The sequence below is a fragment of the Ruegeria sp. AD11(2025) genome (assembly GCF_056542405.1).
In genome coordinates this window covers 1-21,735 of the sequence record NZ_JBQFZU010000039.1, presented here as the reverse complement: position 1 = coordinate 21,735, position 21,735 = coordinate 1, and the positions used below count along the sequence as shown (strand labels likewise).

Annotated in this window: 13 protein-coding genes; 1 reads left to right on the top strand and 12 read right to left on the bottom strand. The window is 59.8% G+C overall.

Translation table 11 applies throughout. The features are described 5' to 3' along the window. Positions 1–42 precede the first annotated feature (42 nt). A complete protein-coding gene (locus ACR1XY_RS22185; RefSeq protein WP_480596568.1) occupies positions 43–3,633 on the top strand; it encodes a flavoprotein in 3,591 nt (1,196 codons plus the stop codon). Here ACR1XY_RS22185 and ACR1XY_RS22180 read toward each other — a convergent pair. From ACR1XY_RS22180 to ACR1XY_RS22125, 12 genes are all read right to left on the bottom strand, one after another. Beyond that, positions 3,630–4,793 (bottom strand): hypothetical protein, encoded by a 1,164-nt coding sequence (locus ACR1XY_RS22180; RefSeq protein WP_480596566.1) that lies wholly within the window; start codon positions 4,791–4,793, stop codon positions 3,630–3,632. The genes ACR1XY_RS22185 and ACR1XY_RS22180 overlap by 4 nt on opposite strands. Positions 4,794–4,803: 10 nt before the next feature. Then, a complete protein-coding gene (locus ACR1XY_RS22175) occupies positions 4,804–8,073 on the bottom strand; it encodes an adenylate/guanylate cyclase domain-containing protein (protein WP_480596564.1) in 3,270 nt (1,089 codons plus the stop codon). Between the two features lie 111 nt (positions 8,074–8,184). After that, positions 8,185–9,894 carry an ABC transporter ATP-binding protein gene (locus tag ACR1XY_RS22170; RefSeq protein ID WP_480596561.1) on the bottom strand — a complete coding sequence of 570 codons (1,710 nt, stop codon included), beginning with the start codon at positions 9,892–9,894 and terminating at the stop codon, positions 8,185–8,187. 4 nt (positions 9,895–9,898) lie between these two features. Further along, the gene (locus ACR1XY_RS22165; RefSeq protein WP_480596559.1) at positions 9,899–10,849 is read right to left on the bottom strand and encodes an ABC transporter permease; all 951 of its coding nucleotides are present in this window, start codon (positions 10,847–10,849) and stop codon (positions 9,899–9,901) included. Then, a complete protein-coding gene (locus tag ACR1XY_RS22160; protein ID WP_480596557.1) occupies positions 10,846–11,823 on the bottom strand; it encodes an ABC transporter permease in 978 nt (325 codons plus the stop codon). The genes ACR1XY_RS22165 and ACR1XY_RS22160 overlap by 4 nt, the downstream gene beginning before the upstream one ends. A gap of 83 nt (positions 11,824–11,906) precedes the next feature. Further along, complete coding sequence (locus tag ACR1XY_RS22155; RefSeq protein WP_480596555.1) at positions 11,907–13,472, bottom strand: ABC transporter substrate-binding protein; 1,566 nt, start codon at positions 13,470–13,472, stop codon at positions 11,907–11,909. 102 nt (positions 13,473–13,574) lie between these two features. After that, positions 13,575–15,155 carry an ABC transporter substrate-binding protein gene (locus tag ACR1XY_RS22150; RefSeq protein ID WP_480596553.1) on the bottom strand — a complete coding sequence of 527 codons (1,581 nt, stop codon included), beginning with the start codon at positions 15,153–15,155 and terminating at the stop codon, positions 13,575–13,577. A 159-nt stretch (positions 15,156–15,314) separates the two neighbouring features. After that, complete coding sequence (locus tag ACR1XY_RS22145; RefSeq protein WP_480596551.1) at positions 15,315–16,598, bottom strand: amidohydrolase family protein; 1,284 nt, start codon at positions 16,596–16,598, stop codon at positions 15,315–15,317. A gap of 8 nt (positions 16,599–16,606) precedes the next feature. After that, positions 16,607–17,548 (bottom strand): ABC transporter permease, encoded by a 942-nt coding sequence (locus tag ACR1XY_RS22140; RefSeq protein WP_480596580.1) that lies wholly within the window; start codon positions 17,546–17,548, stop codon positions 16,607–16,609. After that, the gene (locus tag ACR1XY_RS22135) at positions 17,548–18,618 is read right to left on the bottom strand and encodes an ABC transporter permease (RefSeq protein WP_480596578.1); all 1,071 of its coding nucleotides are present in this window, start codon (positions 18,616–18,618) and stop codon (positions 17,548–17,550) included. Before ACR1XY_RS22135 ends, ACR1XY_RS22140 begins: the two co-directional genes overlap by 1 nt. After that, positions 18,618–20,129 (bottom strand): ABC transporter ATP-binding protein, encoded by a 1,512-nt coding sequence (locus ACR1XY_RS22130; RefSeq protein ID WP_480596549.1) that lies wholly within the window; start codon positions 20,127–20,129, stop codon positions 18,618–18,620. The genes ACR1XY_RS22135 and ACR1XY_RS22130 overlap by 1 nt, the downstream gene beginning before the upstream one ends. A 39-nt stretch (positions 20,130–20,168) precedes the next feature. Further along, entirely contained in the window at positions 20,169–21,158 is a 990-nt protein-coding gene (locus ACR1XY_RS22125; RefSeq protein WP_480596547.1) for a BMP family protein, read from the bottom strand. Positions 21,159–21,735: the final 577 nt, after the last annotated feature.

Here is a 21,735-nt window from a genome sequence, read left to right as displayed (position 1 = left end):
TTCCTTTATGCGTTTCACGGCTAAGTTCAGGGGGGAACAGACGTGCCTAAGGATCCGATTGAAAACACTATTTCCTTCACTCCAACCGAACCCGAATGGGCACTGATACAGGAAATTCTGCCCGCGGATGAACCAACCGCCATCCGACCACATTTCGAGTGTTTCGAAGTGGCTGAGGAAACGGTTCTGCCCTCGCAGGGCATGTATGTGGTGCTTGGCGGCGAAGTACATCTGCGCCAGGACGGGGCAATATTGGCCACCGCCGATACCGGTGATTATTTCTACGAAGAGCATCTTGAGATTTTCGACATTCCCGTCAGCCTCGAGGCACTGGCCACACCCGGCACCAAGTTGGCCTACCTGTCCAGCAACCACTGGTTCGAAATACCGACCAAGGTGCGTGAGGCCTGTTACGCCACACTGTTCGGCGATCTGGTCAGCGTGCATCTGCAGAATTTCCAGCAACCGATCAACTGCTGCAGCGTCACGGCGGCAGCGCTGAGCATGTCGGCGCTGGGGTTCAGCTGCGAAGTCAACGACATCTTCCGCGAATGCGCCCTGCCGACCTCATTCGTGGTGAATGACGGTATTTCGCTGGGCGAGCTATATGACGTCGCCTGTACCTTCATCCACTCGCAGGGCCTGCGCGATAGGGTACAGGTTCAGGCCTATTTCATGGATGAGGCCACCACCTCGGTCGAGCTTTTGTTGGAAGCGATTGATGAATCCAACCGGCTGGGCGGCGATAACGACATCCTGGTGGCGAATTTCCAGGTCGGCGTTGCCCATGGCAAGCCAAATTTGCCGGGCGGGCATTTTGCCATCATCGCCAAGTGCAACCCCAGCACCGGATTGGTGCACATGATGGACGTTCACCCCGAAAAGTACGGCAAGCTTTGGGTCACCACCGTGGATCGCATCTGGGCCGGGATGTCGGACCGCGACGGAACCTCTATGCGGTCGCGGGGCATCCTGCGGTTCTCAGCCCGCGAGGCGGTAAAAACCAACCTTCAGACGCTGCAGCAGGACTGCAACTATGTCGACAGCACGCAGTATCTGGCAAAGGACCCCAAGAAGCGGCGAAATCTGTTCCGGCGCGCCAGCCCGAACATGAACTCGCTGGGCGTGCTGGCTGAAAGCCTTGCGATTTTGGGCGATGCGCAGGTCGATGAAGACAAGCTGCTGATCGCAACGCAAACCAATTTCACGGACGCGCTAAGCCGGGTGTCCACCGCGAAAGAGATGCACGCTCTGGCACAGCGCTATCTCAGCCAGTCACCGGACGTGAATCTGGGCAGCACCTTCCACGGTTATGCCACCCGTAAGGGCGGCGAGGAAAAAGCGCCCGAGGATTGGTTCCGCGACAAGCTGCGCAGCCTGAACGAAGAACAGGACCGGCACCTGATGATCAATATCGACTTTAACCGCGTATTGGGGTTCGAGGTCATCCGCCCGCCCGAGAATGTGTATCGCGAAACCGCATTGCTTGAAGAATTCTGGTGCCTTTGCATCGCCTATGACGAAGAAAAAGACCTGGTGACCGTGGTGGACATGAGCCCCGCAACCTCGCAGGTCTGGCAGGCGCCGCGCGGACACATCTTCCGCGGCCTGCGCGACCTGAAAAATCCGGCGATGCTGGTGATCGAGGAACATGAGCCGCCCGAAGACCCCACCGACGTTGCCCGTGTCGTGGCGAACAACCCGATCGTTCTGTTCTTTGCGGATGAAGACCCCTGGTCCTATATGCTGCGCAGTATTCTGGCCAATATCGGCATCACCAGCGTCAAGCTGATCGATGTCGAAGGCCACGGGGCCAACGTGATGAAAATGCGGCGGCAGCTAAACGTGCTGACGGGCAAGGAAAAGGCGCCGTATCTGTTCTTTCAGGGCGAATGTCTGGGTCGGCGCTCAGATATTGTCGACATGATCCTGAAAGGTCACTTGCAGGAACGGGTGCACGAAGCCGGGCTGCCGGTTCTGCTGCGCCATGAATCCCCCAGTCTGGACAAGAACATCTTTGGCTACCCCAAGGGCGGCTTGACCGATGCACCGACAGAAAAGCGCAACGTGCTGCTATGCGCCTGCGGATCGTCGGCAGCCGACAAGGTGCCGGAACTGGTGGAACGGATCACAGCAGCCGGGCACAACGTGAAACTGATCCCGTCGGTTTCGGCCGAGAAGTTCTTTCGTGATTTCGGCACCGAACGGATCGAGAAATGCATCACCCACAATGACTATTACCGCGATGATGACGAATGGAACTTCCGCTATATCGAGTTCGGTATGCCCCTGCGCGCCTCACATCTGGCGCTGTGCGACTGGGCTGATTGCGTGGTCGTGGCACCGGTGACCTGCAACACGATGGGCAAGATCGCCAACGGGATTGCCGATAACCTGCTGACCTCGGTTTTTGTGGCATGGCAGTACCGGAACAAGCCGGCGATCCTCTGCCCTGCCTGCAACACGAACATGTGGAACAACGTCACCACTCAGAGAAACGTGGAAAAGCTGCGCGATCTGGGCATTGATCTGGTCGGCCCGCGCAAGGGTCGCCTGTCCAACGGCATGATGGGGATCGGCATGATGGCCACCCCGGACCAGATAATGGAGGTGCTGGACGAAGCCTTCGAAGAACTGGCCGATCAGGAACACAATATCTGCAAATGGGCACAGGAGGCCGCCGCCTCGGATGATATCGCGCAATGGGGCCGGGTGTTCCAGGCCATCGACACCGGAATGGCCGGAATCGACATCGTCGATGACAGCAATGGCGACACGCTGCTGCATTACGCGGCGGGCGGTGAAGGCGAGCTGAACGATGAAGGCATTGATCTGGGCAAACCGGACCTTGAGGCCGCGCAGTCGCTGATCGACCGAGGCATCAACGTCAACGCCACCAACGATCACGGATTTACCAGCCTGCATGTGGCGGTGATGAACAACTCGGTCGAAATGGTGGAAGTCCTGCTGGGGGCCGACGGCATCGATGCCAGTTCCTGTATTCAGTTCCTGCAAAACCCGAACAACACCAAGGACATCAAACTGGCGGGAGAAATCGTCGAGATGCTGGACAATTGGGCCAACACCCACACCCTGACCGAGTTGGAGGAAGAAAACGAAAGCGATCTGATCGAGGATCGGGAAAAGACGTATCTCTACTTCACTTACGGCTCGCTCAAGAAGGGGTTCCCGAACCACGATGCCCATACCGAGGTGCTGGATGATTTCGTGGGCGAGGCGGTGACCCGGCAGCGGATGCCCCTGATCGTTCCGCACGAGCCGCATTGCGACAATCCCAATTGCGGCTTCCTGCACCGCATGGCCACGCTGGTCGATCAAAAGGGCCGCGGCAAACCTGTTATGGGCGAGGTCTATCGCGTCTCATCTTCCGGGATGAAAGAACTGGACAAGCTGGAAGGCTATCACGGCCCCAACTCGCCCGAGAATGTCTATGTGCGCAAGCGGATCAATGTGCTGATCAACGGTGTGAAAAAGCCCGCCTATACCTATGTGATCGCACAGCCCACCAAGTATCTGGATCAATGGGAACAGGGCACATCCGGAATTGTCGCGGAATACACCTTGGATATGGCAACGGGAACGCCCAAGCCGGGATATAAGCCACCCACCTAATTTTGCAGCTCGATCACGGCCTCATCCTCCGGGTCGGACTTGAGGCTGAGGTTGTAGGCCGTGATCGCCACCATGCACAGCAGGACAAAGGGCCAGAACGCGGCCTTTGGGATCAGGTTGTCCTTGTAATGGATGACCCGCAGCGAGGGCACCGCCTCGGACGCGAAAAGGTAGGTGTTGATCGAGACCGCCAACAGCAGGAAATACATCAGGAAAAAGAACGATTCCATGTAGATCACCGGCGACCCGGCAAAGCCCTCACGCAGTTGTACATGGGCCAGCAGGATCACGAAGAACAGGACCGAACAGGTGCCAATCACGCTGGAGGTGCTGAAATCGTGCCGTTCCACCAGATCGGGGTGGCGGGTGACGGTCATCACCGCGCCGAACAGCAGCATCGTCACCACGATCAGGGGGATCATGTGGACGATGAAGGCATTGCCGAAATTGCGCTTGATAACGAAGTTATAGTGCAGTTCCGGCAGGTTGGTCTGAAACTCGTTATCGCCAATGCCCAACGTGGTATCCAGATCGGACAGGCGATAGTCGAAATAGGTGTTCTCCCGCTCCCACGTGCCCATGACGATGCGGTTGTCGATGCCAAAGATATCATCTGGTCCAGTGGCGGGATAGGCCGAAAAGTCCGGTATTAGAGCCACATCTACGTCAAACTCACCGGGCCAGAACCGGACCCAGACAGTTTTGTGGTCGAATGGGTAGCTGGTGTAGTCAAAGCTTTGCCGCAGCGTCTGTTCGAAATACCAACCAATCAGTTCCGACCCGTCCTGGTCCATGCGATAGACCTCTTCGATCAGGCCATTCGCTGCATCGGTGGCCTCGGGCAGGATGAACCCCACCTCGCCTTCGGGCGGTTTGATTGCGTCATGGGTGCCATCTTCGTAATGCTGCCAGATATAGCCGCTGACATGCACGTCGCTGGCGCCGGTAAAGCTGAAGGATTTGATGAAGATGCCGGTTCTGACGCGATAGTCCGGCGCATTCCCCAGTTTTTGCAGGTAGTCATCAACCGAGGCCTGATCCGGCAGCTGCGTTGGATCGCCTTCGAAATGGTTTAGCGCGACCAAAAATTTGAACAGCAGCACCGCCAGACCAAACGTCAGGGCGCCGGAAATCCACCAAACCTTCTTTTCGATGCTCATCCAGACCCTCTCATGCGTGGTCAAGCCGCCCAACCAGGGACTGTGTGATGCCCATCTCCGTAAACCGTGCGCCCAGCGCCTCGAAATCTTCATGCGCGCTCATGGGAATGCCCCAGCCGCCGCACGCGGCAAGTACCCGCGCGTGTTGAATCGAAAGATCGACCATCGGCAGGGGTTCGGCAGCGGTGAACTTACCCAGAGCCTCGATGTATTCCGTGGCCCTGTCCCATTCCTGCCGCGCCATCATGACAGCGCTGGCATCAGGGTAGAAATGCAGATGGCTATGCCCCACGCAGCCCTCAGCAATGATCTGAGCGCCCAGTTTTAGGTGCTGATCCTGTTTGTTAGGGTCTGTTTCTGCCATGGCCAGTGCTGACAGCGCCTTTGGCCCGACAAAGTTCCGACCGTGTTCCAAGGCGATTTCCACGGCGCGCGCTCCTGTCTTGCGCGCTTCCTCCAACTGCCCTTCGTAAACCTGCGTTCGGGCCAGATGCTCCAACGCCTGCGCCTCAAGCCGTTTGGCCCCGACGCGGCTGGCAATTTCAGCGGACACCGAAAAGGTGTCCAGCGCCTGATCCAGTTCACCCAGAAAAGTGTGCGCCACGCCCAGGCAGGTCTGCGCCACGCATTCCGGCACGAAGGCGAAGTATTTCTGGGAAACTTCGATAGCCTCCTGCGCGTCCCGCTTACCCTGCGCCACATCACCGGTATAACTGCGCGCTACGCTGAGGTTATGCAGGTTCGCCGCCAGATCCCGCACCAGCCCTTTCTCACGCGCCCGCTCGACCGCTTGGGTATAGAACCCGGCGGCCGTCTGCATCGTCGCGTTCATGAAATTGGCATCGCCAAACCCGCTGAGCGCACCAACCTCCAACCGGGCCGATTCCAGCTTTCTGGCCAGTGTTAGAGCCTTTTCATTGCTTTGCAGCGCATCCTCGACCCGGCCCAGTGGGAAATAGACATTGCCGCGCACATAGTTGATCTGAGCGATGTCGCGCTCAGACCCGCACCGTTCTGCCGCCTCTTCCGCCGTATCGAGGCTTTGCAGGGCATCCGTGTACAGGCTGGCCTGCCGCGCTGCCTGCGCCAGCCCGATATGGGCACGGCTGACCTGTTCATCGGTTTCGGCCAAATCTGCAGCCTCTTTGAATTCGCGCAGAGCGTCATCCGACAAACCTTGCAACCGGTGCGTCTCTCCCCGGGCGCAAAACAGATCGAACCGCACCCCGGATGGAGCGGGCAGTTCCAGCGCCCGTTCGATCAGCGGGCTGGCATCGTCGAACTGGAAGGCCTGAATCAGGTTCTCAGCGGCGTCCAGATAGGCCTGCGCTGCGTTGGTCGCCCCCGCCCGGTCCAGATGCTGTGCCCGCAAGGTGGCATCGCGATCCTCGAACCATTTCGCAGCCTGACGATGCAGCCGCGCGCGTTCCGATTTGACCAGAGTCGCATATGACCCGTCCCGGATCAGCGCATGAGCAAACATCAGATCGGTCCCCGCCTCGCGGATCAGGGCCGAGCGGATCAGGGTCGAGGTGTCCAGATGCCCTTCGCCCAAGATAAAGTTCAGCACCTCGGGCGAGAACCGCTGCCCCAATACCGAGGCAGCCTGAATCGCTGCCCGGCTGGACCGGTCCAGCGCATCCAGCCGTGACTGCACGATGCCCTGAATGCTGCCGGGAACGGATTCGCGTTTCAAAACGTCGATGTTGCGCAAGAGCTGTTCCAGAAACAGCGGATTACCTCCGGCACGCTGCACACAGGCGTCCAGAAGTTCGGGGTCGATGCCGGTGAACTCCTCGACCAGTTGCCGGGCCTGATCCTCGCCCATCGGTGCCAGTTCCAGTTTCGAGATCAGTGCGCCGTCCGTGCTCATCTGCCATTCGCGGTTGATCGGGTCACCCTCAACGCGGCTGGTCATCAGCAACACACAGGGTAAGTCGCGCGTGGTGGCGGCGATATGGGCGCAGGCGGTCAGAATATCGGGCCCGGCCCAGTGGATATCCTCGATCTGGATCAGCATGGGTGCTTCCCGGCTGCGCGCGGCAATCAACTCGTCGATCACCTGCCGCCGCCCGCGCAATCGGGTGGCGTTATCCATCACCGCATAGACCTCGGCCAGTCCGGGGTCTTGCTCCAGTTCCAACAGCGCGCTCAGATGGGTGGCGTTTGAGGGCGAAACCCAGCCCTTGACCACCGCATCCTGCGCCATCGCCGCGCAGGTGGCGGCGTCATCCCCAGCCTCAAGCCCCAGAATGCTGCGGGCAACGGATTGAATGGCCGAGTGCCCCTCGCGCGTGCCGAAATCCATCACGACACCGTTGTGGATCGAGTAGTTGAGGCCAGCGGCCATCTCGGCAACCTGTTCGGACAGGTGCGTCTTGCCGATCCCCGGCTCGCCCAGAACGATATGAACCTCGCCCTTGCCGTGTTGCTGGCAGCGGTCGAATGTGGCCGAGAACAGTGACATCTCGCGCTCGCGCCCGACAAAGCGGTGACGGCGCGAGCGGATGTTGCGCGCCAGCCGGTCCAACCGCCACAGCTCAACCGGCTCATTCAGACCCTTGATCTCCTTCTCACCCATAGACTCACCGACAAATAGCGGCCCTAACGCGCGCTGAATGTCATGCGACACGAAGGTTTCGCCCGGCACGGCCATGTCGGTGATGCGCGAGGCCAGGTTCACGCCATCGCCGGTTACCGTATATTCCGTATGTGCCTGGCTGCCGGTTGTGCTAGCGATCACCTGACCCGAGGCGATGCCGATATGGCACGAGAGAGGCGGGTTCAGGCTGGGCAGCACCGCGTGGATTTCCAACGCCGCCCGCGCCGCGCGTTCGGTATCATTGGTGTGCGAGATCGGCGCGCCGAAAACGGCCATGACCGCGTCGCCGATATGCTTGTCGATCCGGCCGCCGAATTTCTCGACCACATGATCGACCTTGGCGAAAAACGCATTCAGCAGCGCGTGCATGTCCTCGGCATCCAACTCGCTGGTCAGGCGGGTAAAGCCGGTGAGGTCGGCAAACATCACCGTCACCTGCCGTTTGGCGGGCTCGGGCGGGGTGTCGGGCGCATAGGGCTGAACGGTTTCCACCATCTCAAGCTGGGCAATCGCGCGCAGTAGCCTGCGGCGGTCTCCGACAGCGGTCACTCCGATTTCGATCAGGTCTTCGCCCGTAAGATCGGGCAGAATTGCGAAATCAATTTTGTTATCCAAAAAGGCTTGCGCGTATTCAGAAAGTCCAAGCGCGCCCAGCCAGTCCCTCAAGTCCTGAGACATGTCGCCCCTCTGAAGCCCCCTTACTTCAGAGTCAGACCTAGCACAGCAGAGCCGCTTGAGTCTGCAATGCTTGACGAAATTAATGTTTATGTACGCCCATATGCCTGAAAATCAGACTTCAGCGCTCAGCCCTTCGGTCGACAGATCGTCCAGTCTGGGCATCAGCCGCAGCAATTCGCTGGCATAATCGGTCTGAGGGTTGGCGAACAATGCGTTGGTATCTTGCAGCTCGACCACCTTACCCTGCTTCATCACCGCAACCCGGTCGCACATCTGGCGTACCACCGGCAGATCGTGGCTGATGAACAGCAGGGTCAGCCCCAAATGCTCTTGCAGGTCCTTCAGGATGTTCAGGATCTGCGCCTGGATGGATACATCCAATGCGCTGGTGGGTTCATCACAGATCAGGAAACGCGGCTGTGTCGCCAACGCGCGGGCGATGGATATCCGCTGACGCTGGCCGCCCGAGAATTCGTGCGGATATTTCAGCCCAGCCTCATGGCCCAGCCCCACCTGATCCAGCAGTTCATCCACGCGGCGCTTGATATCGGCCCCGTCCATCAACCGGTGATGGCGGATTGGCTCGGCCACAATGTCGTCGACCCGCATCCGGGGGTTCAGAGACGAATACGGGTCCTGAAAGATCATCTGGATGTTCTTGCGATAGGCATCCAGCGCGGCTTTGTTGGTCAGGTCGCTGACCACCTGCCCCTCGAACGTGATGGTGCCGCCATCGACCGAGTAAAGCCCCGCGATCATCCGGGCGACAGTGGATTTGCCCGAACCGGACTCGCCCACGACCCCGAACACCTCACTCGCGCGAATGTCAAAGCTGACATCATCCACAGCGGTGAAATAGGTGCGATCCCACGGCATCAGGCCTTTGCGCTGCAGGAATTTCTTGGTCAGGTTGCGAATCTCGAACACCGGTTTGGAGGTGTCATTATCCACCTTCGGCCAGTGGCGGGCCATATCCTCGATGGCAAAGCGGGTCTCGCGCCCGCCATAGCTGATCTGCGGGAAGCGGTGCAGCTTCAGCGTCGGACGCGGCACAGCGGCGATCAGTGATTTGGTGTATTCGTGGCTGGGCCGACCCATGACCTGCGCGGTCGGGCCGGATTCGACCACTTTGCCCGCATACATCACCGTCACCTTGTCGGTGGTGTCCGCGATTACGCCCATATCATGGGTGATCAGGATGACGCCCACCTGACGTTCGCGCGCCAGTTCCTTGATCAGGTCCAGAATCTGCGCCTGAACCGAGACATCCAGCGCCGTTGTCGGCTCATCCGCGATGATCACGTCCGGCTCGGTACACAGCGCCAGCGCAATAACCACCCGCTGCCGCATCCCGCCAGAGAACTGGTGCGGGTACTGGTCCAGCCGCGTATCGGGATCGGGAATGCCGACACGATCGATCAGGTCGCGGGCGCGCTTGTTCGCCTCGGCGTCCGAGCCACCAAGATGGGCCTGAATGGTTTCGACCAATTGCTCGCGCACGGTAAACAGAGGGTTCAGCGAGGTCAGCGGGTCCTGAAAGATCATCGAGATCTTCTTGCCGCGCAGCCCGCGCATTGCCTCGGCATCCAGACCGCTGATCTGATCGCCGCTCAGCCGGATGGTGCCGCTGGCAATCCGTCCGGGGCGGTCCAGCAGCCCCATAATGGCGGCACCGATCGTGGATTTACCCGCGCCGGATTCGCCAACGAGGCCGTGAATCTCACCGGGTTCCACCGACAGATCCACATGGTCTACGGCGGTGAACAGCTTGCGGCGGGTCGGGAATTCGACCGTCAGGTCATTGATCGTCAGAAGGCTCATGAAGTCACCGCAGCTTGGGGTTCAGCGCATCGCGCAGCCAGTCGCCCAGCAGGTTCACAGACAGGGCCAGCGCCAAAAGGGTGCAGGCCGGGAAGAACAGGATCCACCACTCACCCGAGAACAGGAAGCCTTGCCCGATGCGGATCAGTGTACCTAGTGAGGGCTGAGTCGGCGGAGCGCCCACACCCAGAAAGCTCAGCGTCGCCTCGGCAATGATCGCCAGCGCCAAGGAAATCGTGGCGATCACCAGAACCGGGCTGAGGACATTCGGCAGGATGTGGCGGAACATGATCGGGATCGAACCGCGGCCAATCAGCCGGGCGGCCTGAACATATTCCTTGTTTTTCTCGACCAGTGCTGCGCCCCGCACGACGCGAGCAAACTGCACCCAGTCCGACAGGGCAATCGCGACAATCAGCACGTAGATTGCCATCGCATTGCGGTACTCGGGCGGTGTCACCCCCTTGGCGATGCCGAAAATCAACATCGCCACCAGAATGGCCGGGAAGGTCAGCTGCACATCGGCGATCCGCATGATGATGGTTTCGACCCAACCACCATAATAGGCCGCCATCAGCCCCAGGATCACGCCGATGACCATCGCCAGCACCACCGCCGAGGCCCCAACGAACAACGATATACGCAGCCCGTAGAGAATGGTCGAGAACACATCCCGCCCCTGATCGTCGGTACCCAGCAGGAAGGTCTCCTGAGTGAAGGCGTTCGGTGTACCCGGTGGCGTGAACCCGTTCATCAGGTTCAGCGTCGCCGGATCGAACGGGTTATAGGGTGCGATCAGCGGCGCGAAGACGGCCGCGAGCACAAGAATCGCCACCACGACCGAGGCGACGATTGCCACCGGAGAATGCCGGAACGACCACGCGAAATCGCTGTCCCAGAATTTGGCGAAACGCGATTTGGGCGCGGTTGACGGAGTTTCGGTCGTATCGGTCATGTAGCCCTCGCGTCGACACGCAGACGCGGGTCAATGGCATAGTAGAGAAGATCGACAATCAGGTTGATCGACACGAACATGACCGAAATCAGCATCAGGTAAGCGGCCATGACAGGGATATCGACGAACTGGATTGCGTTGATGAACAGCAGGCCGACCCCGGGCCACTGGAACACCGTCTCGGTGATGATGGCGAAGGCGATGATCGAGCCCAACTGCAGGCCAGTGATGGTGATCACCGGCACCAACGTGTTCTTCAGCGCGTGACGAAAGTTGATCACCCGGTCCGATAGCCCGCGCGCTCGGGCGAAACGGACATAGTCTGCACGCATCACTTCCAGCATTTCCGAACGCACCAGCCGCATGATCAGTGTCATCTGATACAGGCCCAGCGTAATCGCTGGCAGGATCAGCGCCTTGAGCCCCGAGGCCGTCAGGAACCCGGTGGACCAGCTGCCGATCATCACCGTCTCGCCCCTGCCGAAACTGGGCAGGACGCCCAGTTCAATCGAAAAGACATAGATCAGCAATATCCCGATCAGGAAGGTCGGCAGTGACACCCCCAGAAGGGACACGGTCATGATGATATTCGCGGCCACCCCTTGTCGTCGGATCGCCGTAAAGACGCCCAGCGCGATACCCATGGTGATGGCCAGAAAGCCCGAGACAAAGGCCAGTTCCAACGTGGCGGGGGCGCGTTCGATCAGGATCGTCGAGACCGGACGCCCCTGACGGTACGAAACGCCAAAATCGCCCTGCACCGCGCCTTTCAAAAACTTGAAGTATTGAACCGGAAAGGGCTGATCGAGACCCAGCTCGGTGCGCAACCGATCTATGTCGGCCTGCGTGCGTTCCTGCCCCAGCATGTTGTCGATCGGATCACCGACAAATCGGAACATGGAAAAGGCCACCAGACCCACGACCAGCAGCACGATCACGGATTGGAACATCCTTCGGACGATATATGCGAACATGCGTTTCCCTCGTTGATCGGTCTTCCTAGGCCGCCTCTGACCTGGTGGTCAAGGTATCGCTAACAGGAAGACGCGACGTTCCGTTAGTTCACCGTCACCCAACGCAGCAGAAAGAAATCGTCCGGTCGCTGCGTCAGATCAACATTGCTGCGCGTACCCCAGACCAGAGGCTGCACATACAGAGGCACATAGACCTGTTCGTCCTGAACGATCTGAGCTATCTCGTCCAGCATGGCCTGCCGTTTGCCTACGTCCATTTCCGACTGGATCATCGGCAGCAGCTCGTCGGCACGCGCGTTCGAAAAGCCGCCGAAGTTCCAACTGCCCAGCTTCTTTTCCTCATTGGGGGTCGCCACAAGGAATCGCACCGGATGCTCGGCGTCAAAGGTGCCGGGGCTCCAGCCCAGCAGGTACATGTCGTAGTTGTCCTCGCGCAGCTCGGGCCAGTAGTTTCGGACAGGCATGGCGTCCAGTTCCGCGGTGAGTCCGATCTGGGCCAGCATGGAGACCACGGCCTGACAGACGGCCTCGTCATTCAGATAGCGGTCATTTGGGCATTTCAGGCCGAAGGAGAAGCCATCGGCAAAACCCGCCGCGGCCAGCAGGGCCTTGGCGGCTTCGACGTCAAAGGCGGGGCGGTCGGCGTTGGCTGCGGAATAGCCGCTCATGGCCGGACTCACCAGTTGCGTGGCCGCTTCAGCATTACCCCGCATGATGGTGGCCAGAATGGCATCGACATTCACCGCCTGCGCCACCGCTTTACGCACACGCGGGTCGCGAAACGGGTTCGGTTTGCCTGCGTCGTCGGTATATTTCAGTGTTTCGGCCTGATGATCAAAACCCAGCATGATCACGCGCGCCTCGATGCCCTGAATGACGTTCACCTCGTCATTGCCCTGCAGGCGCGCCACGTCCTGAATGGGCACCGGATTGATCATGTCCACATCACCGGACAACAGCGCTGCAACGGCGGTGGCGGGGTTCTGGATCGGGCTGAATTCGGCGCTCGTGATGTTGTGTTCCACCTCACCCCACCAGCCGTCGAACGGTTCCAGCACCGTACGCAGGCCCGGCTCTCGCGCGGTGACTTTGAACGGGCCGGTGCCATTGGCGTTGAGCGTCGCATGGTTGCCGGTTTCCTTGTCGGGGACGGCGGCGTCATTGGCCTCGGTCCAGCCCTGATCCATGATCATCCAGTTGGCGATCGAGGACGGGAACAGAGGGTTTGCGGCAGTGGTCATGAAATCAACGGTGTAGTCGTCGACCACGATCACCTCACTGATCGGCGCAAACCAGCTGCGGGTGTCGGCTGCCTCGCCCGAGGCGCGCTGAAAGCTGAACTGCACGTCCTGTGCATCGAACGTGCTGCCATCGTGAAAAGTCACGCCCTCACGCAGTTTGAACCGCCATCCTTCACCATCGCCGATAGGCTCCCAACTGATGGCCAGGGCTGGTTCGACCTGCATGTCCTTGTCGCGACGCACAAGCCCTTCGTAGACATTATTGAGAAACCCCAGAACCGGGGCCGAGTTGACTGCGTGCGGATCCATCGTCTGCGGATCGGTGGTCGAGGCCCACGTGAACTCGACCGCCTGCGCGCTGGTGGCGGCAAGCATGGCCAGACCGATGGCGCTGTGTCTGAGGATCATGGCGAAATCTCCCTGTGTCTGCCGCAAAGGGGCGGTGTTGAAGGATAACGCAAAAGGCAGGGCGTGAGGATCACGCCCTGCCAAGTTTCCGGTCTGAATAGCTTAGTTCAGAGTGAAGTACTTGATCTTGGGCGAATCCTCCGGCTCGACCACGGTACCAACGTTGGACTTCATCCCCCAGTTCAGCACTTGGTGGTGGATCGGGATGTACAGCTGTTCGTCCTGAACAACCTGCCAGATTTCAGCGATCTGCTTGTCACGCTCGGGCAGGTTGGTTTCCGAGGCCAGACCTTGAATCCTGGCATCCAATTCCGGGTTGCTGTAGCGCGTGCCGTTCCACGAACCGTATTTTTCACCCTTGGTATGCGCCAGGAAGTTAAAGATGTATTCCGAGTCGTAGGTCGGAACACCCCAGCCCAGCATGTAGAAGTCGGTTTCCAAGTTGTTGATCAGCGGGAAGTGCTGCGCCTTGGGCTTGGCATCCAGATTCACGGTGATCCCAATCTGCGCCAGCATACCGACCGCGGCCTGACAGATTGCCTCATCATTGATGTAGCGGTCATTCGGGCAATCCAGCTGGATGGTGAACCCGTCTGGATAACCGGCCTCGGCCATCAGGGCCTTGGCGCCCTCGATATCGGTGGTTGAGGAGCTGTCCATGCCCTCATCCCAGCCATTGACGAAGGGCGGTGCAATCATACCCGCCGGGGCCGACTGGCCGCGCATCACGACCTGCTTGATCGCATCGCGGTTGATCGCCTTGGACATGGCCTGACGCACGCGGACATCCGACAGGGGGTTCTTGCCGTCGACATTGTCATTGGCCAGATCGGCGTCACCCATGTTCAGACCGAAAAAGATCACCCGGTTTTGCGGCGCTGTGCGCACGTCCAGACCGTCGGCGCTGGCAACGCGCTCAAGGTCCTGTACGGGGACGTCCTGAATGAAATCAACTTCACCCGACAGCAGGGCCGCGACACGGGTCGCTGCGTTCTGGATCGGGGTATAGATGATCTCGGTTACGGCCAGCGGGAACTCATCCTTGCCCCAGTAGTTTTCGTTGAGGGCCAGAACGGTTTTCACGTCCGGTTCGCGGCTGACCAGCTTATAAGGACCGGTGCCGTTGGCGTTCTTTGCCGCGAATGTGTCTTCACCACCTTCATAGTCCTGCACCTTGACGGCGTTGTTCGCCTCGGCCCAGCCCTTGTCCATCATGAACATGTTGGTCAGGTTGTTGGGCATGATCGGGTTGGGGCCATCGGTTTCAATCTCTACGGTGTATTTGTCCGGCGCGCGCACCTCTTTCACCGAGGCCAGAAGTTCCTTGTAATCGGAATCCGGCGTCATCGCCCGGTTCAGCGAGAACACGACGTCTTCGCTGTCGAACTCGGCCCCGTCATGGAAGGTCACGCCTTCGCGCAGCTTGAACACCCAGATATTCGGGTTTTCTTCGGACGGTGCCCATTCGGTGGCCAGCGACGGTACCAGCGCGCCGGAATGGTCGCGCATCACCAGCGTTTCCATAATCTGGTGCGCCAACGCCGACGTCGGGCCTTCGTTCTGCGCATGAGGGTCCAGCGTCAGCGAGTCGCCCGCCCGCGCCCAGCGTAGGGTATCAGCCGACGCGCCCGCCGCCATCAACGCGGTGGCGCTGGCAGCAATCATTAGGTTTCTTAGGATCATTTTAGTCTCCCCGGTTTTTTTGTTAGCGCCGTCATTGCGACGGCCAGCCGCTTTTTGCGACCGTGGTGCAACCGATCATCCAGATCATTTTGATCGTTGCAACAATAGATTGAACATAAACCCGGCGACCCAAGGGAAACCCGGGGCGCGCGACAAGAATCAGGCAAACGGCACCCGCGCCTCGTCCAGTGTTTTTTGCCCCGTGGGCAGACTCAGGTCACATATGACCGGATTTGATCGTGCAATCACGCGCCCTTTGCGCACCACGGCCAACCGATGAGCGCGCAGCCGGATCGCCTCGATCCGGTCGGTCGCCTGCAGCAGCACGAAATTGGCGACACAGCCCTTGGCCACACCATACCCCTCCAACCCCATAATCCGGGCCGAGTTTTCGGTGACTGCATCGAAACACCACGCCATGTCGGCACGGCTGGACAATTGTCCCACATGCAACCCCATGAAGGCCACGTCCAGCATGTCGGCCTTACCCAGTGAATACCACGGGTCCATGACGCAATCCGAGCCAAAGCCCACCGTGATCCCGGCATCGCGCAACTCGCGCACACGGGTCTGGCCGCGGCGTTTGGGGTAGGTGTCGTGACGCCCCTGCAGCATGATGTTGATCAAAGGGTTCGGGATCGCGTGCACCCCGGCCTCGACCATCAACGGGATCAGCTTGGAGACATAGTAGTTGTCCATTGAGTGCATAGAGGTCAGATGCGACCCTGCGACCCTGCCATTCAGACCCAAACGTTGGGTTTCATAGGCCAAAGTCTCGATGTGGCGGCTCAGCGGGTCATCGCTTTCGTCGCAATGCATATCGACCATCAGGCCCCTCTCTGCAGCGATTTCACACAGCAGACGCACGGATTCGGCCCCGTCGGCCATGGTGCGTTCGAAATGCGGGATACCGCCAACCACATCCACTCCCATATCCAGTGCGCGGATGGTGTTCTGCATCGCTGTCGGATCACGCAACACGCCGTCCTGCGGAAAAGCGACCAGTTGCAGGTCAAGGTAACCCTTCACCTGTTCGCGCACCTGCAACAGGGCCTGCACGCCCTTCAGCTCATCGTCGCAGGTGTCCACGTGGCTGCGGATCGCGCCGATCCCTTTGGCCACGGCCAATTCGCAATAGCGCAGCGCGCGGGTGACGATGTCATCGACCGACTGGATCGGCTTAAGCTCTCCCCACAGCGCAATCCCTTCCAGCAGGGTGCCCGAAACGTTCATCCGCGGCGTACCCAGCGAAAGGGTCGCATCCATATGGAAATGCGGATCAACAAAAGGTGGCGAGACCAGCTGTTCTTCCGCGTCGATCACTTCACCCGCTTCGGCGGTGATCCCGGGTTCGATGGCGGCGATCCGGCCATCCGCACAGGCGATATCCACCCCGGTCTGGCCATCGGGCAGTGTGGCATTCTTAACGATCAGATCGAACATGGAGGCTCCTATCGTTGGCCTTTGAACCAGGGGGTGAGCAATGCACGCGGATAATCCGCCGACCGCGCAGCGACGACAAGCGCGATGATCGACAGGATATAGGGCGCCATCAGGAACACCTGACCGGGCACCAGCGCGCCCATTTCGGTCTGCAGACGCACCTGCAACGCGTCGAAGGCGCCAAACAACAACGCGCCCAGCAACGCTTTACCCGGACGCCAGCTGGCAAAGATCACCAAAGCGATACAGACCCAGCCGCGCCCGTTGACCATGCCGAAGAAAAAGGCGTCAAAGGCGCTCATGGTCAGGAAGGCCCCACCCAGCGCCATCAGGGACGAGCCCGCGACAATCGCCCCCATCCGCAACCCGTAGACGGACAAGCCCTGTGCGTCGACGCTGTCAGGGTTGTCTCCGACGGCCTTGATCGCCACACCCAAAGCGGTGCGGTTCATCACATACCAGACCACTGCCACCATCAGCAGCGCCAACCATGTCAGGGCCGTTTGCTGGAATAAAACAGACCCTAAAAAAGGCATATCGGACAACACTGGCAGGTCCAAGGGTTGAAACGGTTCGATCCGGGGCGGAGAAGACACGTTCGGCAGCGCCGTACGATAGGTGTAGTAACTGACCGACGTGGCAAACAGCGTGATCCCCAGCCCCGAGACATGCTGGGAAAGCCCCAGTGGCACGGTCAGGATCGCGTGAAGCAGACCAAAGAACGCCCCGGCCAAAGCGGCAACCAGTACCCCGCCCCACAGGCCCGCGCCCAGCCAGACCGCCATCCAGCCACACATGGCGCCGACCACGAAAATCCCCTCGATCCCGAGGTTCAGCACGCCCGCCCGTTCGCAGATCAGCGCGCCCAGAACACCAAAGATCAGCGGTGTGGCGATGCGCAGGGAGGCGGCCCAGAAGCTCTCGGACAGCAGGATGTTGACGATATCCATCATGACGCCGCCCTCGTGGCGCTGGCCCGAACGATCCGGTAGCGGGCAAAGAATCCACCGACCAGCACGCAGAGCAGGGAAACGGACACCACCAGATCGGCCAGGAAAGAGGATACGCCCATGGCGCGGCTCATGCTGTCGGCGCCCACGAAGACGGACGCAATGAACAGCGCCGCGATCACTACGCCCACCGGCGACAGACCCGCAAGCATCGCCACCACAATGCCGGTGTAACCAAAGCCGGGCGACAGATCGGCGGTCAGATAACCTTTCAAACCCACAACCTCGCTGACGCCGGCCAAGCCGGCCAGTCCACCCGACAGGATGGCCACGCCAAACAGCGAGCGGTTCACGTTGATCCCGGCATGGCGCGCAGCGGCAGCGTTCTCACCAACTGCGCGTAACCGGAACCCCCAAACCGAGCGTGCCAGCATGAATTGCGCCAATCCGGCCAGAATTAGAGCCACAATCAGCCCGGAATGCACCCGCATCCGATCCATCAAGGGTGGCAGCATTCCCTGATCCAGAACCGGGGCCGATTGCGGCCAGCCGAGGCTCATCGGGTCCTGCAGCGGGCCTTCCAGCATCATCTGCACAAAGATCAGGATGATGAAGTTCAGCAACAGCGTGGTCACCACCTCATCTGCGCCGAAGCGGGTTTTCAGATAGGTCGGCGCAACCATCCCCGCTGCTCCTGCCGCCGCGCCAAGCAAGACGATCAGGGGTAGCAACAGGATGCCCGAAACGTCCAACACCCCCGAGCCGATTGCAACGGCAGCCATCGCACCCAGATAGAGCTGCCCCTCGGCACCGATATTCCACAGCTTGGCGCGGAACGCCAAAGCAGCGGCAAGACCGGTGAAAATCAGCGGCGTGGCACGGGTCAGGACCTCAGAAAAGGCAAAAACAGAGCCAAACACGCCACGAAACATCTCGGCGTAAGCTGCAATCGGGTTGGCCCCGGCAGCCAGAAGGGGAATGGCAGCAAAGCCCAGAGCAATGACAGCGGACAGGATCGGAACGCCCAGCGTTAAGGCCCGCGACTGGGTTTGCCGTGGTTCGATGCGGATCATGCCGGTTCTCCTGCCATCATCAGCCCGATCTGTTCGCGATCACGGCTGGGGGCCTCGTGCAATTCACCATCGCGGATCACAACGATCCGATCGGCAAGGCCCAGAATTTCGTCGAGGTCCTCGGAGATCAAAACCACGCCCGCGCCCCGTTCGCGCGCCTCAAGCAGGCGACGTCCAACCTCAGCTGCCGCTCCCATGTCCAGGCCGCGGGTCGGTTGGTTGGCAAGGATCAGGTTCGGCGCGCGGTCAAACACGCGCGCCAGAATGAGTTTCTGGATATTGCCGCCTGACAGAAGCCGCGCAGGGGCTTCAACGCCCGGTCCGCGTACGTCATACGCTTTGGTCAGACGATCGGCGTTTTCTGCAATGGCCTCGCGCCGCAGAAGGCCGCGCGACTGCACGTCTGCATCGTCCAGCCGTTCGATGATCATGTTCTCAGCCACGCTCATGGCGCCGACGATGCCTTCGTGATGGCGATCTTCCGGAATGCGACCAACGCCCGCCCGCACCATCGCGGCAGGGCTGGGGGCGTCGATTTTGACCTCATTGACCCGTATTAGACCCTGATTTGGGCGTGTCAGGCCTGAAATCACATTGGCCAGCCCGCTCTGCCCGTTGCCCGATACCCCCGCGATCCCGAGGATTTCATGCGCGTGCACTGTCAGATCAACGCCGCTGAGCGTATCGCGCTTGGACCGGCCCGCGACCGACACGCCCGACAGGGACAGGACCGGTGCGCCCGGCGCCATTGCAGCGCCCGCCAGTTCCGGTGTATCCGCCCCAACCATCATCCGGGCGATGGATTTTTCATCGGCCTCGGACGTCGCCATCTCACCCACTTTCCGGCCATGGCGCAGAACGGCGATGCGATCGGAAAAGGCCAGAACCTCGCGCAGCTTGTGGCTGATGAAGATGACCGACAGCCCCTCGGCTGTCATCATACGGATATTTTCGAACAGCGTGTCGGCCTCTTGCGGGGTCAGAACGGCGGTGGGTTCGTCCAACACCAGAATCCGCGCCTGCCGATAGAGCGCCTTGAGGATTTCAACCCGCTGACGCTCCCCCACCGACAGCCGTCCAACCTGTGTATCCAAGGGCGCGGTCAGACCGCTTTGGGCGATGATCTCTTCAACCCTGCGCCGCGCTGCGCGCCGGTTGCGACGCAGGGCAAACAGGGGTTCAGCCCCCAAGGTGATGTTGTCCAGTGCCGAGATATTCTCGGCCAGCGTGAAATGCTGGTGCACCATGCCCACGCCCGCAGCCAGCGCCACCTGCGGATGGCCCAGCGGCAGCGGCTGCAATGCACCGGTTTTGTCCGCCACTTCGATCGAGCCTGAATCGGGCAGATAATGCCCAAACAGCATATTCATCAGCGTGGTTTTGCCCGCGCCATTTTCGCCCAGCAATGCCAGAACCTCGCCCCGGTTCAGGGTCAGGCTGACATCATCATTGGCGATTACCGGGCCGAAATGTTTGCTCAACCCGTTGAGCTTTAAAACTGTGGTCATTGGGAAAGCGGGCCGGCGCAGGGACCGGCCCGAATACGATCAGTTGTCCGAGACCGGGCGGTCATCGTTGACGTTCACGCGGAACAGCCCGTCCAGAATCTCGGCCTGACGCGCGTTCACTGCTTCAATCACCTCAGGCGGAACCAGCTCTTCATCCAGAACCATCGAACCACCGCCATAGCCCATAAAGCTGTACTGGCCGTAATCCGCAGCCTCGAACGAACCGTTGGCGACATTGTCGATGGCCTTGTCGATGGTCGGTTCCATGTGCCACAGGGCCGAGGCCATAATCGTGCCAGGGTAGTCGCCCGATGTGTCGATGACATTGCCCACGGCCTTCACGCCACGTTCAACTGCTGCATCCGAAACGCCAAAGCGTTCCGCGTACATGATGTCCGCCCCCGCATCCATCATCGCGATGGCACTTTCCTTGGCCTTGGGCGGGTCATACCAGCTATCGATGAAGGTCACGAGGAATGTGACATCCGGGTTCACCTCGCGCGCACCATCCATGAACGCGTGCATCAGCCGGTTAACCTCGGGGATGGCATAGCCGCCGACCATGCCGATCACGTTCGATTCAGTGGCCGCCCCGGCCACCATGCCGGTCAGGTACGAGGGTTCGTGAATCCAGTTGTCGAAAACCGAAAAGTTGGGCGCCACCGGGCCAAAGGACGAGCCCATCAGAAAGGCCGTATCGGGATAATCCTTGGCCACTTTGCGCGCGGCGCGTTCCAGGCCGAACACCTCGCCCACGATCAGCTGTGCACCTTGTTCGGCATATTCGCGCATCACGCGTTCATAATCGGTGTTCGCTACGTTTTCCGAGAACACGTATTCGATGTCGCCCCGCTCGGCCGCGGTATTCAGGGCCTTGTGGATACGGCTGATCCATTGCTGTTCCACAGGCAGCGTGTAAATCGCCGCCACCTTAACTGTTTCTGCCGCCGCCAGTCCGGTGGAATACAACGTTGATGCCGCCGCTACCGCAGCCAGCAGCACTCTGCGCGTTAATGTTCTTTTGGTCATATCTCTCTCCTGTGTGGCGAGATGGCAGCATTTTTTTACTGTTCAGTCAATTTTTTCGTCCTCGCCGACGAGAACCCCGGACAATTCAAAACTTCTTCGGGCGTTTAATAGGCAAACGGACTTACTGGTTTCCGCATGTTCGGGTGATCGAGGTTAACCTTCATCTGATACAAAATCCGATACGCAGCCCGGGCACCTGATAGGGAAAGACGCCGTGCCTTTTTTGACGCAGGAGTCCTGTGCCCGGCTACCTGCTGCCCTGCGGTTTGGGCGACGGAATTGTGTAGCGCGTTTCAACTTTTGGTTGTCGTGAGGTTGACGGTTGTTTTATGCCCGCAAGCGAATGATGCAACTGCGCAACAAATGTGCAAACACTTGGGGTTTTTAACCCAAAACTCCTTTTACATCTTAAATACGTTTCGTCGCGGGTTTATCCGGGGCGCCGTTTAATTGCTTCTTTGGTGCATTAGCAGCTGCTCTCATGGTGTCAGGATAAATTTAGATGTTGGATTTTGCTTCCTCAACGACTTCGGATAACAGATCAGCGGAACAGCCGGTTCCGCACCGGGCGCCTCTG

Coding starts and splice junctions, on each gene's coding strand:
- ACR1XY_RS22180 (WP_480596566.1), bottom strand. CDS start 4,793: ATGAGCATCGAAAAGAAGGTTTGGTGGATTTCCGGCGCCCTGACGTTT.
- ACR1XY_RS22175 (WP_480596564.1), bottom strand. CDS start 8,073: ATGTCTCAGGACTTGAGGGACTGGCTGGGCGCGCTTGGACTTTCTGAA.
- ACR1XY_RS22170 (WP_480596561.1), bottom strand. CDS start 9,894: ATGAGCCTTCTGACGATCAATGACCTGACGGTCGAATTCCCGACCCGC.
- ACR1XY_RS22165 (WP_480596559.1), bottom strand. CDS start 10,849: ATGACCGATACGACCGAAACTCCGTCAACCGCGCCCAAATCGCGTTTC.
- ACR1XY_RS22160 (WP_480596557.1), bottom strand. CDS start 11,823: ATGTTCGCATATATCGTCCGAAGGATGTTCCAATCCGTGATCGTGCTG.
- ACR1XY_RS22155 (WP_480596555.1), bottom strand. CDS start 13,472: ATGATCCTCAGACACAGCGCCATCGGTCTGGCCATGCTTGCCGCCACC.
- ACR1XY_RS22150 (WP_480596553.1), bottom strand. CDS start 15,155: ATGATCCTAAGAAACCTAATGATTGCTGCCAGCGCCACCGCGTTGATG.
- ACR1XY_RS22145 (WP_480596551.1), bottom strand. CDS start 16,598: ATGTTCGATCTGATCGTTAAGAATGCCACACTGCCCGATGGCCAGACC.
- ACR1XY_RS22140 (WP_480596580.1), bottom strand. CDS start 17,548: ATGGATATCGTCAACATCCTGCTGTCCGAGAGCTTCTGGGCCGCCTCC.
- ACR1XY_RS22130 (WP_480596549.1), bottom strand. CDS start 20,129: ATGACCACAGTTTTAAAGCTCAACGGGTTGAGCAAACATTTCGGCCCG.
- ACR1XY_RS22125 (WP_480596547.1), bottom strand. CDS start 21,158: ATGACCAAAAGAACATTAACGCGCAGAGTGCTGCTGGCTGCGGTAGCG.